The organism is Streptomyces sp. NPDC001351 (assembly GCF_042896045.1).
Classification (GTDB): domain Bacteria; phylum Actinomycetota; class Actinomycetes; order Streptomycetales; family Streptomycetaceae; genus Streptomyces.
On the sequence record NZ_JBIAWS010000014.1, the window covers coordinates 60,111 to 74,876 of the forward strand.

Here is a 14,766-nt window from a genome sequence, read left to right on the forward strand (position 1 = left end):
CGTGCTGTCCGAGAATGTGAGCCGGATCGTGAACGCCCGGGTGGGCGACCCCGGCGCCGTCGCGGCCGCCGCTGCGCGCCGGGTGAAGGCTCCCTCCCTGCTCGGCGAGCACGGCAAGGCGATGATCATCGCCGCCGACCACCCTGCCCGCGGCGCCAACGGCGTCGGCGGGGACCCGAATGCGATGGCGGACCGGTTCGAACTGCTGGAGCGCCTGTGCACCGCGCTGGAACGGCCCGGCGTGACCGGTGTCCTGGGAACCGCGGACATCCTCGAGGACCTGCTGCTGCTCGGCGTGCTGGAAGGCAAGAGCGTCTTCGGCTCCATGAACCGGGCGGGCCTGGCCGGGTCGGTGTTCGAGATCGATGACCGGTTCACCGGCTACGACGCCGCCACGATCGCCGCGATGGGCTTCGACGGCGGCAAGATGCTCACCCGCATCGCGCTGGGCGACCCCGCCACACCGGTCGCCCTGGAGAACAGTGCCCGAGCGATCGACGAGCTCAATGACCGTCAGCTCATCGCGATGGTCGAGCCGTTCCTGTCCGCCTGGCAGGACGGGAAGATCCGCAACGATCTGTCCACCGATGCCGTCGTCAAGTCCGTCACCATCGCCTCGGGGCTCGGCCGGCGTACCGCCTACACCTGGCTCAAGCTTCCGGTGGTGGAGGACATGGGACGGGTGCTGGCCTCTTCCACCCTCCCGGCGCTGCTGCTGGGCGGCGAGGTCAAGGACGCGGACGCGGCCTTCGCCTCATGGGGCAAGGCGTTGCAGCAGCCGACCGCGCAGGGGCTCGTCGTGGGCCGGTCTCTGCTCTACCCCTCGAACGGTGACGTCGCCGGTGCGGTGGACAAGGCGGTGAGCCTGCTGTGAGCAAGTACCACCTGCCGTCGGGGGCTTCTTCCGATGGCCCCTATGACCTCCTGGTCACGCCGGAGTCGGCGGGCTGGGGATACTCCGGCCTGAGGATCCTGACCCTCAGGCCTGGCGAGGCACACGCCGTGTCCACCGGCGACTCCGAGTTCCTGGTCCTGCCGCTGACGGGCTCCTGCACCGTCAGCACGGCCGACAGCGTCTTCGAACTCACCGGTCGGACAGGCGTGTTCGCCTCGGTCACCGACTTCGCCTACCTCCCCCGCGAGTCGGAGGCCCTGATCAGCAGTGCGGCCGGCGGCCGGTTCGCACTGCCCAGCGCCCGTACCGGGCGGAGCTCACTCTCCGCCCGGTACGGGTCCAAGGAGAACGTGCCCGTGGAGCTGCGCGGTGCCGGGGCCTGCTCAAGGCAGGTGAACAACTACTGCCTGCCGGGTACCTTCGAGGCCGAGCAGCTGCTGGTCTGCGAGGTCCTCACACCCGGCGGCAACTGGTCGTCGTATCCGCCGCACAAGCACGACCAGGCCCGGCCCGGCCAGGAGTCGGAGCTGGAGGAGATCTATTACTTCGAGGTCTCCGGCGGCGAGAGCGGCTTCGGCTATCAGCGGGTGTACGGGACCAACGAGCGGCCGATCGACGTGCTGGCCGAGGCGCGTTCCGGGGACGCGGTGCTGATCCCGCACGGCTGGCACGGTCCGTCCGTCGCCGCGCCCGGCTACGACCTCTACTACCTCAACGTCATGGCCGGTCCCGGCCCAGACCGTGCCTGGCTGATCTGCGACGACCCCGCCCAAGGCTGCGTGCGTTCGACCTGGGACGCCCAGGACATCGATGACCGGCTGCCGTTCGGCGCCGAGGAGAACCACTGATGAACACGATCAGACTGACCACGGCTCAGGCCCTGGTGCGCTTCCTGGCGAACCAGTACAGCGAGCGCGACGGCCAGGAGCAGCGCCTCATCCCCGGGGTGTGGGGCATCTTCGGCCACGGCAACGTGGCCGGCATCGGCCAGGCGCTGCTGCAGGCGGCCACGACCGGCGAGGCCGACCTGCCCTACTACCTCGCCCGCAACGAGCAGGGCATGGTCCACGCCTCCGTCGCCTACGCGAAAATGCGCGACCGGCTGGCCACCTTCGCCTGCACCGCCTCCACCGGCCCCGGCTCCACCAACATGATCACCGGCGCGGCGCTGGCCACCACGAACCGGCTGCCGGTCCTGCTGCTGCCCTCTGACATGTTCGCCACCCGCGCCGCCGACCCGGTGCTGCAACAGCTGGAGGACACCCGCGGCGGCGACGTCACCGTCAACGACGCCTTCCGCGCCGTATCCAAGTACTTCGACCGCATCTCACGCCCCGAGCAGCTCATCCCGGCCGCCCTCGCGGCCATGCGGGTGCTGACCGACCCGGTCGAGACCGGGGCCGTCACCCTCGCGCTGCCGCAGGACGTGCAGGCCGAGGCGTACGACTGGCCGCTGTCGTTCTTCCGGCGGCGGGTGTGGCACGTGGGCCGCCCGGTGCCGGAGGCGGCCGCCGTCGAGCGGGCCGCCCGTCTGCTGCGCAATGCCCGCAAGCCGCTGATCGTGGCGGGCGGCGGTGCCGTGTACTCCGGTGCGGAGACCGTGCTGCGCGCGTTCGCCGAAGCCACCGGGGTCCCGGTCGCCGACACCCACGCCGGCAAGGGCGCCGTCCCCTGGGACCACCCCTACGCCGCCGGCGGCATCGGCTCCACCGGCTCGTATGCCGCCAACGAACTCGCCCGCGAGGCGGACGTGGTGCTCGGCATCGGCACCCGCTACTCCGACTTCACCACCGCCAGCCACACCGGCTTCGGCAATCCGGACGTCGCCTTCGTCAACCTCAACGTGGCCCGCCTGGACGCCGTCAAGCACTCGGCGGAGCCGTTGGTCGCCGACGCCCGGCTCGGCATCCAGGCCCTCGCCGGAGCGCTGGACGGCTGGGAGGTCGAGGAGACCTACCGCCGTCACATCCGCCGGCTGATCGCCCGGACGCGGCAGATCGAGGACGAGTGCTTTGCTCCCGAGCGGAACACCGGTGATCTGCCCGCCCAAACGCAGATCCTCGGCGCCCTGAACGAGGTCCTCGGCGACCGTGACGTGGTCATCAACGCTGCCGGCTCCATGCCCGGCGACCTGCAGCAGCTGTGGCGCGCCAGAGACCCGAAGGCCTACCACGTCGAATACGCCTATTCCTGCATGGGATATGAGGTCGCCGCCGGTGCCGGTGCCAAGATGGCCGACCCGACCCGCGAGGTCGTCGTGCTGGTCGGCGACGGCTCGTACCTGATGATGGCCCAGGAGATCGTCACCATGGTCTCCGAGGGACTGAAGGTCATCATCGTGCTTGTCCAGAACCACGGCTTCGCGTCGATCGGTTCGCTGTCGGAGTCACTCGGCAGCCAGCGCTTCGGCACCAAGTACCGCTTCCGCGACGGTGATTCGGGCCTACTGGATGGCGACGTCCTCCCGGTCGACCTCGCCGCCAACGCCTCCTCCCTCGGCGCGGACGTCCTGCACGCCACGTCGGTGGAGGAGTTCCGGGCGGCGATGGAGAAGGCCAAGGCCGCCACCCGCACGACCGTCGTCCACGTCGAGACCGACCTCTACGGCCCCAACCCGCCTGGCCACGGCTGGTGGGACGTCCCCGTCAGCCAGACCTCCGCCCTCGACACCACGCGCTCCGCTTACGAGACGTACGCCGCTCAGAAGCAGAACCAGCGCCACTACCTGTAAGTCCCGTCCCCGCAAAGGAAACCCGCACCGTGACCACCATCCAGCACTGGATCAACGGCGCTCCCGTCCAGGGCACCGCCACAGCCACCCAGCCGGTCTTCAATCCGGCCACCGGCGCCGAGCAGGCCCAGGTCGTCCTCGGCGGCGCGGCCGACGTGGACGCGGCCGTCCAGGCTGCCTCTGCCGCCTTCGAGACCTGGTCGGAATCGTCGCTCACCCAGCGCACGCAGGTGATGTTCGCCTTCCGCCAGCTGCTCCTCGAGCACGAGGAGGAGCTGGGCAGGATCATCTCCGCCGAGCACGGCAAGACCGTCGACGACGCCCGCGGCGAGATCACCCGGGGCCGCGAGGTCGTCGAGTTCGCCTGCGGCCTCGGCGACATCCTCAAGGGCTCCTTCTCCGACCAGGTCTCGCGTGGCGTGGATGTGCACAACTTCCGCCAGCCCCTCGGCGTCGTCGCCGGCATCACCCCGTTCAACTTCCCCGCGATGGTGCCGCTGTGGATGCACCCCATGGCCATCGCCACCGGCAACACCTTCATCCTGAAGCCGAGTGAGCGCGACCCGTCGGCCGCGAACTTCGTCGCCGAGCTGTACAAGAAGGCCGGACTGCCCGACGGTGTCTTCAACGTGGTGCACGGTGGCAAGGACGCGGTCGACGCGATCCTCACCCACCCCGGCATCGAGGCCGTCTCCTTCGTCGGGTCGACGCCGATCGCCAAGTACGTGCACGAACAGGCCACCGCGCACGGCAAGCGCGTCCAGGCCCTGGGCGGCGCCAAGAACCACGCCGTCGTCCTGCCCGACGCCGACCTCGAGTTCGCCGCCAACCACATCACCGCCGGCGCCTACGGCTCTGCCGGCGAGCGCTGCATGGCCGTCTCGGTCGCCGTCGCCGTCGGCGACGCCGCCGACGGACTCGTGCAGGTGCTGGAGCGCAAGGCCCGCGAGGTGAAGGTCGGCCCCGGCGACCAGCCCGGCACCGAGATGGGGCCGCTGGTCACCAAGGCCGCCCAGGAGCGCGTCGAGAGCGCGGTCGGCGTCGCCGCCACCCAGGGCGCCACCGTCGTCGTCGACGGCCGCGGTCTCAAGCTCGACGACCCCGCCTACGCCGAGGGCTTCTTCACCGGCCCCTCCCTCCTGGACCACGTCACCACCGAGATGGCGGCGTACAAGGAGGAACTCTTCGGCCCGGTGCTGGCGATCCTCCGAGTCGAGACCCTGGACGAGGCGATCGACGTCATCAACGCCAACCCCTACGGCAACGGCACCGCCCTGTTCACCGCCTCCGGTGAAGCAGCCCGCCGCTTCCAGCGCCACATCAAGGTCGGCATGATCGGCATCAACGTACCGGTGCCCGTCCCGATGTCCTACTACTCCTTCGGCGGCTGGAAGGACTCCCTCATCGGCGACTCCCCCATCCACGGCCCCGAAGGCATCCGCTTCTACACCCGCCCCAAGGTCGTCACCACCCGCTGGCCCCAGCCCAAGCAGCAGGTCAGCGCGGGCTTCAACTTCCCCACCTCCAACTAAGTTTCCGTGCCGCACTCCGAAGGACACACCATGGCAACGGCGCCACCTCCTTTCCGCACCACTGCGGGCAACCTCTGCCTGGGGTCGGCCCCCGACTCGTGGGGCGTCTGGTTCCCCGAGGACGAGCACCAGGTGCCGTACACCCGCTTCCTCGACGAACTCGCCCAGGCCGGCTACGAGTGGCTGGAGCTCGGCCCCTACGGCTACCTCCCCACCGACCCGCAGCGCCTCAAGGACGAACTCGACGCCCGCGGCCTGCAGGTCTCCGGCGGCACCGTCTTCGGTGCGCTGCACCGCCCCGAGGCCTGGGACGACATGCTCACCCACGTCCGGCAGATCGCCGGCCTGACCGCCGCCGCCGGCGCCCACCACCTCGTCTTCATCCCGCCCATGTTCCGGGACGAGAAGACGGGCGCGTTCACCGAGTCGCCCGAGCTGACCGCCGAACAGTGGGCGGGCTTCGGCAGGGCCGCCGACCGGCTCGGCAAGCTGCTGCTCGACGAGTACGACGTACGCCTCGTCATCCATCCGCACGCCGACAGCCACATCCAGACCCAGCCCGAGATCGAACGGCTGCTGAACGAGTCCGACCCCCGCTACACCAACCTCTGCCTGGACACCGGCCACGTCGCCTACGGCGGCGGCGACAACCTCGACCTCATCCGCCGCTTCGGCGAACGCGTCGGCTACGTCCACATCAAGCAGATGGACCCCGCCGTCCTGGCCCAGGTCGCCGCCGAAAACCTCTCCTTCGGCGAGGCCGTCAAGCGCGGGGTGTGCGTCTCCCCGCCCGCCGGCGTGCCCAACCCCGCCGACATCGTCACCGCACTCGCCACCCTCGACGCCGAGCTGTTCGTCATCGTCGAACAAGACCTCTACCCCTGCGCACCCGAAGTACCGCTACCCATCGCCGTCAGCACGCGCGAGCACCTGGCCGGCTGCGGCCTGACCGGCACCCGACGCCCGAGGCTGACGCTCCCTGCCGACGAGCGGCCGAGCAGAGCCCCCGAGTAACCAAGCCACCGGCTCGCGCGGTGGCCGGCCCATGGGGATCCCCGGCGCAGTTGACGCGCCGTGGCGGGCTTCTACGCGGTGCTGACGGCTTCCGCGCGAGATTGCTAGAACGTTACAGGCTTCATGGCCACCGGACACTTGACAGCGACTCATGGTGACTGGCGTACTGGTCAGAGTATATAGAACGTTCTAGTTCCCGGTCGTCCGGAGATGAGGAGAACCACGATGTACGCACTGGCGGTCTGTGCGGAGATGGTCTTCCGCGACCTTCCGATCGAGGAGCGGGCACGGCGTATCCACGAGGCCGGTTTCCAGGTCGAGATCTGGGACTGGACGAACCACGATCTCGATGCCCTCGCCCGCTCGTCCGCCGAGATCGTCTCGATGACGGGGTACGTGAGCGGCAGCCTCACCGATGACGACGGCGCCGCCGAACTGCTGCGCACGGCCGAGGAGTCGCTCAAGGCGGCCGAGCACCTGGGCTGCACTCGCCTGAACCTCCACGGAACCGGTCTGGACGGCCAGGGGCTGCCCGTGGTGCCGGTACCCGGGGAGCCCACCGGCGCGATGTGGATGGCCGCGCACCGCACACTCACCCGGATCGCCGAGCTCGGCGAGAACGCCGGGGTCATCTTCACCCTGGAGAATCTCAACACAGCCGTCGATCACCCCGGGGTGCCCTTCGCGAAGGCTGCCGACACCCTGGCGCTGGTTGCCGCCGTGAACCGGCCCGGTCTGCGCATGAACCTGGACCTGTACCACGCCCAGATCGGCGAGGGGAATCTGATCGAGCTGGTGCGCAGCGCCCACCGCGCGGGACTCATCGGTGAGATCCAGGTGGCGGACGTGCCGGGCCGCTGCGAACCGGGCACGGGAGAGATCAACTACCCGGCCATCGCCCGCACCCTCGCAGACATCGGCTACGACGGCACCGTCGCCATGGAGGCATGGGCCTCCAGCGACAGCGAGGCCGCTCTGGAACGCTTCCGGGCCGCCTTCACCGTCTGACAGGAGCGGCCGCGGGACATCTGCCCCGCCCTCGCGTCCGCGCACCACGGCAGCCGCCACCACCGAAGCCACGACGTAGATCACGGAGTATGTGCCATGACCTCCCCCCAGTCCCTCGCGGTCGGCCTCATCGGCGCCGGACGCATGGGCTCCTTCCACGCCGAGACCCTGGCCCGCCGCCTCCCCGGGGTACGACTGGCGGCCATCGCCGATCCCGCACCCGGGGCCGCGAAGGCTCTGGCCGATCGTCTCGGCTGCCCCAAGACGTACACGGAGATCGGTGACCTGCTCGACGACCCCGAGATCGAGGCGGTCGTGATCGTCACGCCCGCCCGCACCCACGCCGGACTCATCGAGGCCGCGGCACGCGCCGGCAAGTCGGTCTTCTGCGAGAAGCCGATGGCCGTCACCCTCGACGAAGCCGACCGCGCCATCAGCGCCGCACATGAGGCGGGCGTGGTGCTCCAGGTGGGCTTCAACCGCCGCTTCGACGTCGGCTTCCGCGCCGCCCACGAGAAGATCACCGCCGGTGACATCGGTACCCCGCAGCTGCTGCGTTCCCTCACCCGGGACCCCAACCTGCACGACCCGTCGCGCATCCCGCCGTGGACGATCTTCCTGGAGACGCTCATCCACGACTTCGACGTCCTGCGCTACCTCAACCCCGGCTCAGAGCCCGTCGAGGTCTTCGCCATGGCCGACGCCCTGGTCCGGCCCGACTTCAAGGACCACGGACTGCTCGACACGGCCGTGGTGACGATCCGCTTCGACAACGGCGCCATCGCCACGGCGGAGGCCAACTTCCAGGCGGTGTACGGCTATGACGTCCGCGGTGAGGTCAAGGGCTCGACCGGCATGCTCACCCTGGGTGATCTGCGCAGCAGCCACCTCACGTCCTACGGTGCGGCCGGCGCTGCCGCCGAGTGCGTCAGCTACGACCAGGATCTCTTCCACGCGGCCTACGTTGCCGAACTGGCCGAGTTCACCGACAGCGTCCGGGACAAGCGTGCTCCGTCGGTGACCGGCGAGGACGCTCGGGCCGCGCTGGGCATCGCCCTCGCCTCGATCGGTTCGATCGCCACGGGCGGTGCGGTCAGCGTGGGTGACGTCAGGGAGAGCCCGGTGACAGTGCGGCCGTAGCACCGAGCACACGACGCCGACTCGGCGGCGCCTTCTCCAGCCCGAGCGGCCGCCGCCAGGGTCGTACCTCTCCCGTCACCGTGCCGTTGCCGAGCCCCCTCCTGAAGCAACGCCCACGTGGAACGTTCTACAATCGGTCCCCAACAGACGAGACCGACCAGGAGAGGACAGCATGCCTGCGACCCCGGCGGTCCCGGACGGGAAGCGGCCGACGCTCGCCGACCTGGCGACGCGGGCAGGTGTGTCCACCGCGCTGGCCTCCATCGTGATGCGCGGGGCGAAGGGGGCCAGCGCCGCCACCCGCGAGCGTGTCCTGGAGGCCGCGCGGGAGATCGGCTACCGCCCGGACGCCCGGGCGAGACTGCTGCGCAGCCACCGCTCCCACCTGCTCGGCGTGCAGTTCGGCCTCCAGCATCCCTTCCACGCCGACCTGGTCGAGGGCATCTACGCCACCGCCGAACCAGCCGGATACCAGATCGCGCTGAGCGCCGTGACCGCCGAACGGGGTGAGCAGCGTGCCGTCGAAACCCTGCTCGACGACCGCTGCGAGGCGCTGATCCTGCTAGGCCCACAGGCCCCCGCCTCACGGCTGACGGAGCTCGCGGCGCATTTGCCGGTCGTCTCTGTGGCTCGCCACCTGCGGCCACCCGTCCCCGGCCTGGAGGTCGTACGGACCGCCGACGACAAGGGCGCCCGCCAGGCGGTCGACCACCTCGTGGCGCTGGGCCACCGTGCCATCGCCCACATCGACGGCGGCAAGGCACCCGGCGCAGCCGACCGGCGGCGCGGCTACCGCACCGCCATGAGCCGCCACGGTCTCACCGAGCACATCCGCGTCGTGCCCGGGGGCCTCACCGAGGCAGAGGGCGCCGAGGCCGCCCAGGTTCTCGCCGCTTCCCACCCGCGCCCCACCGCGGTCCTCGCCTTCAACGACCGCTGCGCGACCGGTGTCCTCGATGTCTTCCTCCGCAGCGGCATTGCCGTCCCCGGCGCCATCTCCGTCGTCGGCTTCGACGACAGCCATCTGGCCCGCCTGGCCCATATCGACCTCACCACCGTCGGGCAGGACATCCCCCGCCTCGCCCACCTCGCCGTGGACCGGGCCATCGCACGCCTGGACGGTCGCGACACCGGTACCGGGGAACAGGTGGTGGCTCCACACCTCGTGGTCCGGGGGACGACGGCCCCGCCCTCTACCGCACCGGCCACCTGAGCGTCGTCTGGGTCATCCTCGCACCGCACACAGTCCCACGCGCCTCCAACTACCTGAGGAATGGGGTACAACGGCGAACTCGGCGACTTTCTCCGCTCCCGTCGCCCCCTCCTCACCCCGAACACCGCCGGACTGCCACCGGGCGCGGGGCGCGCCGGGTGCCCAGGCCGTGAGGAGGTCGCGCCCCTGGCGTGTGTCACCACCGACTACACCCCCTGGAGCCGGGCCGCCACCCGCACCTCTCCGAAGCCGTCCCTCCGTCCCCCACGCCCTGCGTCTCGACGACGAACGCGGCTACCTCTTCGCCCTCACCCGCCCCGCGTCCCACCGCCCCGTAGCGCCGACGCACGCCCCGAGCGGAGCGGACCCGGTCCGCGGCCCGCCAGAGGCTGGAGTTCACCGCGCTTCGAGGCATTCCCGGTGACCAGGTGCGTGCTCGGCGGACGCGGCACGGAGCAAGAAGTGCCCGACACATTCATCACCTCACAGACACTCCCCACGTCGCCTTCCGCTGGCCCAGTCGCACCTAGGGACTTTCGTTTGGATCATCGTGCGGACCAAAGGAAGATGCCTGCGATGTAGAGCGATTGCTATCTGCGGGGGCTGATGCTGGACGGCCGGCGCAAGTCGATCCAGCCGATGGCGCAGCGGCTGCCGGACGGGAACATGCAGGCCCTGGAGCAGTTCGTCAACCAGTCGCCGTGGCAGTGGACGCCGGTGCGGCGGCGGATCGCCGAGCGGCTGGTCCAGGTCGTCAAGCCCGAGGTGTGGGTCATCGACGACGTCGCGTTTCCCAAGTGCGGGCGGGCGTCGGTGGGGGTGGCCCGGCAGTACTGCGGGGCACTGGGGAAGCGGGCAACCTGCCAGGTCGCCGTCAGTGTGCATGCGGCCACGGATACCGCCTCCTGCCCACTGGAATGGGAATTGTTCCTACCCGAGGAACGGGCGCACGACACCCGGCGTCGCACGGCTGCGGGCGTGCCCGATGAGGTGGGGCATGTGCCCAAGCCCCGCCTGACCCTGGGGCTGCTGGAGAGGCTGGCGGGTTGGCTTCCGTCGGTGCCGGTGATTGTGGCCGACTGCGGATACGGCCGCAGTGTCTGCTTCCGCCTGGCCCTGGAGGAACGCGGCTGGTCCTACATCGTCGCTGTCGAGCCCAAGGAGATCGCCCGCCCGGCCGGTGCCAAGCCGGAGCTGCCGCCCTACCAGGGATGGGGCCCGCCCACGTTGCCGCGCTATCGCGAGCCGGCCCGCCCCCTGCACCAACTGATCGATGCGCACACCCGCTTCGAGGACGTCACCTGACGAGAGGGCAGCAGGGCTCAGTCATCCACCGCCCTCGAACGGCCGCTGCCGATGGTGTACGCCCACGGGCAACCTCGGACGCGGCGCCAGCGGAGAACTTCAGCCTGGCAGGCGGCAAGTTCTCGATCTTGAGTTGGAGCCGCCATCGCCGCGAAGTCGCAGTCGACGGCGTTTCCAGTGCTCGCGGCGAAGTGCCAACTGCCGCATCACGGCTCGGCCGTCATCCTGATCCCACAGAATCACGGTGCCAACTATCCTCGGTATGTGACAACTAACGTCTGTGGTCACATGCAGGCTAACGCCGCACCCTCGGCATCCCCAGGCCGATCCACGAGATGATCTCCCGCTGGATCTCGTTGTTGCCGCCGCCGAAGGTGAAGATGACCGCCGAGCGGTAGCCGCGCTCCAGTTCGCCGTGGAGCACCGCACCGGCGGAGCCCTCCTTCAGCGCGCCCGCCGCACCGACGATCTCCATCAGCCAGGCGTAGGCGTCCCGGCGCGCCTCGGACCCGTAGACCTTGACCGCGGAGGCGTCCTGAGGGGTGAGGGTGCCGTTCTGGACGGCGTGCACCATCCGCCAGTTGAGCAGCTTCATCGCGTCGAGCCTGGTGTGGGTCTGGGCGAGGCGGCGGCGCACCCAGGGCAGGTCGATCACGCGGCGGCCGTCGGCGAGTTTGGTCTCCGTCGCCCAGCGCTGCACGTCCTGCAGGGCGCGGATCGCCATGGTGCCGTGCGCGGCGAGGGTGACGCGCTCATGGTTGAGCTGGTTGGTGATCAGCCGCCAGCCCTGGTTCTCGGCGCCGACACGGCGGGAGACGGGGACGCGGATGTTCTCGTAGTAGCTGGCCGTGGTGTCGTGCGAGGCGAGGGTGTTGATGAGGGTGCAGGAGTAGCCGGGGTCGGTGGTGGGGACGAGGAGCATAGTGATGCCCTTGTGGGACGGGGCCTCGGGGTCGGTGCGGGTCGCCAGCCACACCCAGTCCGCGGTGTCGCCGTTGGTGGTCCAGATCTTCTGCCCGTTGACGACGTATTCGTCGCCGTCGCGTACGGCGCGCGTCTTCAGCGATGCGAGATCCGTCCCCGCGTCGGGCTCGCTGTAACCGATCGCGAAGTCGATCTCGCCGGCGAGGATCTTGGGCAGGAAGTATGCCTTCTGCTCGTCCGTGCCGAACTGCATGATCGTCGGGCCGACCGTGTTCAGCGCCATCAGCGGCAGCGGTACGCCTGCCTGGGCGGCCTCGTCGAAGAAGATGAACTGCTCCATGGCGGTCAGCCCGCGCCCGCCGTACTCCTTGGGCCAGCCCACGCCGAGCCAGCCGTCCCTGCCCAGGCGCCGGACGGTCTCGCGGTAGAAGCGTTTCTGGGCGGCCGGGTCGCCGTGCCGGGCGTAGGCGTTGTCCGGCACCAACTCGGCGAAGTATGAGCGCAGTTCGGTGCGCAGCCGCTGCTGCTCGGGTGTGTATTCGAGGTGCACGGCGCCTCCAGGCTTCCCAGGCCGGTCCTGACGGCGCACACCGTAGAACGTGTTCCAGAAATTGGGAATGGCGAGGGGCAGGGAAAGGGCCCCGGTCGACGACCGGGGCCCTTCGCCTTGTGCCGAGAAAGCTGGTGGAACCGGTCAGTGGGCGACGGGAGTTGGCCGGGCGGCACCGTTCGTGGGCACCGGTTTCGGGGCGAGCACCCGCTCCGCCAGCACCCCGAAGACCAGCCCGAAGGAGGTCCACAGGGTCAACTGGACGGCCAGGGCCGCCAGTCGGAACTGCCACAGCAGGGTGGCGGAGAAGTCCTTGGGGACCTCGTTGAAGGACGGCAGGAACGCGTACGCGAGCCCGATGGCGAGAACGAGGAACGCGCCCGCGGCGAGCGTGGCGTTCCAGTTGCCCAGGCGGGGCGCGAGGCGCTTGCCCAGGATGACGGTGGCGACGGCCAGCAGCACGCTCAGTACCACCATCAGGAAGTACAGGGTGGTGCGTTTGCCGATGGTGTCGGGGTCGCCGACGGACGGCGGGTTGGCCGGGTACTTCAGGAACGGCACGACGTACACGGTGACCAGACCGGCGGCCGCCAGGAGCAGCGCGCTCGCGCGCGGCCCGAAGCGGCCGATGCGGCCGAGCGCGAAGCAGTACGCGAGGGCGGCGATGCCGCCGAACGCGACGCCGTAGACGAGGACACCGGTGGACAGGCCCGCGGTGGACTGCATCGTGCGGCTGACGACTTCCATGCCGTGCTCGTGCGAGTGCGCCTCCTCGTAGGCGATGGCCGCATCCACGCGCGGTTCACCGAGGAAGTAGGCGACGATCAGGGCGAGCAGGCCCGCGGCGAGTCCCGCGAGCATGCCGCGCACCAGGAGGTTGCGGACGGTTGCCGAGTTCATGGGCGGCTGTGCCTTCTCGCCGCCCTCAGTGGCAGGGGAAGCCGAGCAGGTGGCGGGCGTCGTGCACCCACTCGTGCACGTCGGATCCGTTCATCACGGAGGTGGCGCCCTGCTCGGCGCCGACGAAGTAGAGCAGAACCAGCATCAGGATGCCGAAGAAGACCGCCCAGGGGACGATCGCGCCGATCGGCAGCTTCGCCGGTACGGCGGTGGGGGTGGTGGTCGGCTGAGCGACAGACTGCGCCATGGCAGGCCCTCCTGGGGAACTCGCGTCCCGTCTCGGTGGTGCACGCGACGACGGGGCGGGTCTGACTCGCCCGGCACACACCCAGGGTGCGTGCCCGGCATACAGTGGCGCGACCGTGCCGGAATTCCACCGGCTTCCGCTGTGCCGTCGTCAATATCCACGAGACCGTACCGCGAAGCAGAGGTGGGGCCAAGGGCGCACAGGACGGCCGTGAGCGCCCCTGGTGAGCCGTTTTCGCCGCCCGATCATGGTCGGTTCAAGGATTTCGAAGCGATGTCGAGCGCGGGAGCGGACACATGACGAGCCGAGTGATCTTGATCTCACCTGCGATCACCGCGGCCCTCAGGGAGGCCCGCTTCGACGACGGCTGCCCGCTGGACGCCTCCGGGCTGCGGCAGGCACGGGCGGCCGCCGGCACGCTCCCGGCGGGGGAACGGGTGTGGGTCTCCCCCACCGTGCGCTGCCGCCAGACGGCGGGCGCTCTCGGCCTCGACGCCGTGGACGCACCGGAGTTGGCGGGCTTGGACGCGGGCCGCTGGCGTGGGGCGACACTCGCGGAGGTCAGCGAGCGTGAGCCGGAGGCGCTGGCCCGCTGGCTGTCGGATCCGGGGGCCGCGCCGCACGGCGGGGAGTCGGTGGCGGCGCTCTGCGACCGGGTGGCGGGCTGGCTGGAGAGGGTCGCGCAGACGCCGGGCCGGACCCTCGCCGTGGTCGAGCCCGAGGCCGTACGGGCCGCGGTGGTCCGGGCGCTCGGGGCGCCGGAGTCGGCGTTCTGGCGCGCGGACGTCCCGCCGCTGACGGCGATCGAGCTCAGCGGCAGGTCCGGGCGCTGGAACGTGCGGCTCGGGCAGCCGGTCGGCGCGCCGTGAGCCTCAGTTCAGGGTGGCGAGGAATTCCGTGCAGGCCTCGGCGCACTGCCGGCAGGCCTTCGCGCCGTCCTCGGCGCCCGGCTGCCGGTCGAAGGCATGCGCGCACTCCAGGCACACGGTGCGGCACCACTCCACCTGGATGCGGATGGCGGCCTCGTCCAGGCGGTTCTGCTCGGACAGCACACGACAGGTCGCGTCGCACACCTCCGCGCACATGATGCCCTTGCGTCGTACGAGTTCCTGCTCCTCCGTGCCGTCCGGGTCCACGAGGCTTGCGCGCAGAGCACACGAGCGTGCGCACTCGGTGCAGGCCTGCGCGCAGGCGAAGCGGTCCTCCAGGAACCGGAAGAGCTCCTGCTGGGTCGTCGAAGTCACACCTGGCGGGTTGCCGTCGTCAATCGCCTCAAACACCGGGGCCGCGATCCGGTCGGCCCGGTC

Annotated in this window: 14 protein-coding genes and 1 riboswitch; of the genes, 10 read left to right on the top strand and 4 right to left on the bottom strand. The window is 70.3% G+C overall.

The features are described 5' to 3' along the window. Position 1: 1 nt before the first annotated feature. The 9 genes from ACFY1U_RS38910 (at position 2) to ACFY1U_RS38950 (ending at position 10,838) form a co-directional block, all read left to right on the top strand. Complete coding sequence (locus ACFY1U_RS38910) at positions 2-874, top strand: aldolase (protein ID WP_390698752.1); 873 nt, start codon at positions 2-4, stop codon at positions 872-874. Further along, positions 871-1,743: a 5-deoxy-glucuronate isomerase gene (gene iolB / locus ACFY1U_RS38915; RefSeq protein ID WP_390698753.1), complete on the top strand. Its 873-nt coding sequence runs from the start codon at positions 871-873 to the stop codon at positions 1,741-1,743. The genes ACFY1U_RS38910 and iolB overlap by 4 nt, the downstream gene beginning before the upstream one ends. Continuing rightward, positions 1,743-3,626 carry a 3D-(3,5/4)-trihydroxycyclohexane-1,2-dione acylhydrolase (decyclizing) gene (gene iolD, locus ACFY1U_RS38920; protein WP_390698754.1) on the top strand — a complete coding sequence of 628 codons (1,884 nt, stop codon included), beginning with the start codon at positions 1,743-1,745 and terminating at the stop codon, positions 3,624-3,626. The genes iolB and iolD overlap by 1 nt, the downstream gene beginning before the upstream one ends. 29 nt (positions 3,627-3,655) lie before the next feature. Continuing rightward, positions 3,656-5,158 carry a CoA-acylating methylmalonate-semialdehyde dehydrogenase gene (locus ACFY1U_RS38925; protein ID WP_390698755.1) on the top strand — a complete coding sequence of 501 codons (1,503 nt, stop codon included), beginning with the start codon at positions 3,656-3,658 and terminating at the stop codon, positions 5,156-5,158. Between the two features lie 30 nt (positions 5,159-5,188). After that, positions 5,189-6,172, top strand: a complete 984-nt coding sequence (locus ACFY1U_RS38930; protein ID WP_390698756.1) for a TIM barrel protein — start codon at positions 5,189-5,191, stop codon at positions 6,170-6,172. Positions 6,173-6,397: 225 nt separating this feature from the next. Continuing rightward, positions 6,398-7,180, top strand: coding sequence for a TIM barrel protein (locus tag ACFY1U_RS38935; RefSeq protein ID WP_390698757.1), 783 nt, complete (start codon positions 6,398-6,400; stop codon positions 7,178-7,180). A gap of 96 nt (positions 7,181-7,276) precedes the next feature. Beyond that, positions 7,277-8,320 carry a Gfo/Idh/MocA family oxidoreductase gene (locus tag ACFY1U_RS38940; RefSeq protein WP_390698758.1) on the top strand — a complete coding sequence of 348 codons (1,044 nt, stop codon included), beginning with the start codon at positions 7,277-7,279 and terminating at the stop codon, positions 8,318-8,320. 172 nt (positions 8,321-8,492) lie between these two features. After that, positions 8,493-9,533 (top strand): LacI family DNA-binding transcriptional regulator, encoded by a 1,041-nt coding sequence (locus ACFY1U_RS38945; protein WP_390698759.1) that lies wholly within the window; start codon positions 8,493-8,495, stop codon positions 9,531-9,533. A 606-nt stretch (positions 9,534-10,139) separates the two neighbouring features. Then, positions 10,140-10,838 carry an IS701 family transposase gene (locus tag ACFY1U_RS38950; RefSeq protein ID WP_390698760.1) on the top strand — a complete coding sequence of 233 codons (699 nt, stop codon included), beginning with the start codon at positions 10,140-10,142 and terminating at the stop codon, positions 10,836-10,838. 295 nt (positions 10,839-11,133) lie between these two features. Here ACFY1U_RS38950 and ACFY1U_RS38955 read toward each other — a convergent pair whose 3' ends face one another. The 3 genes from ACFY1U_RS38955 to ACFY1U_RS38965 form a co-directional block, all read right to left on the bottom strand. Continuing rightward, entirely contained in the window at positions 11,134-12,312 is a 1,179-nt protein-coding gene (locus ACFY1U_RS38955; RefSeq protein WP_390698761.1) for an acyl-CoA dehydrogenase family protein, read from the bottom strand. Between the two features lie 144 nt (positions 12,313-12,456). After that, positions 12,457-13,212, bottom strand: a complete 756-nt coding sequence (locus ACFY1U_RS38960; RefSeq protein WP_390698762.1) for a CbtA family protein — start codon at positions 13,210-13,212, stop codon at positions 12,457-12,459. 25 nt (positions 13,213-13,237) lie between these two features. Next, the gene (locus tag ACFY1U_RS38965) at positions 13,238-13,459 is read right to left on the bottom strand and encodes a CbtB-domain containing protein (RefSeq protein WP_115912179.1); all 222 of its coding nucleotides are present in this window, start codon (positions 13,457-13,459) and stop codon (positions 13,238-13,240) included. 36 nt (positions 13,460-13,495) lie between these two features. After that, a riboswitch (cobalamin riboswitch) is annotated at positions 13,496-13,649 on the bottom strand. Positions 13,650-13,755: 106 nt separating this feature from the next. On the opposite strand from ACFY1U_RS38965, the gene ACFY1U_RS38970 reads away from it, so the two are divergent. Continuing rightward, positions 13,756-14,328 (top strand): histidine phosphatase family protein, encoded by a 573-nt coding sequence (locus tag ACFY1U_RS38970; protein ID WP_390698763.1) that lies wholly within the window; start codon positions 13,756-13,758, stop codon positions 14,326-14,328. Positions 14,329-14,331: 3 nt separating this feature from the next. Here ACFY1U_RS38970 and ACFY1U_RS38975 read toward each other — a convergent pair whose 3' ends face one another. Next, positions 14,332-14,703, bottom strand: coding sequence for a ferredoxin (locus tag ACFY1U_RS38975; protein WP_390698764.1), 372 nt, complete (start codon positions 14,701-14,703; stop codon positions 14,332-14,334). Between the last annotated feature and the right edge of the window lie 63 nt (positions 14,704-14,766).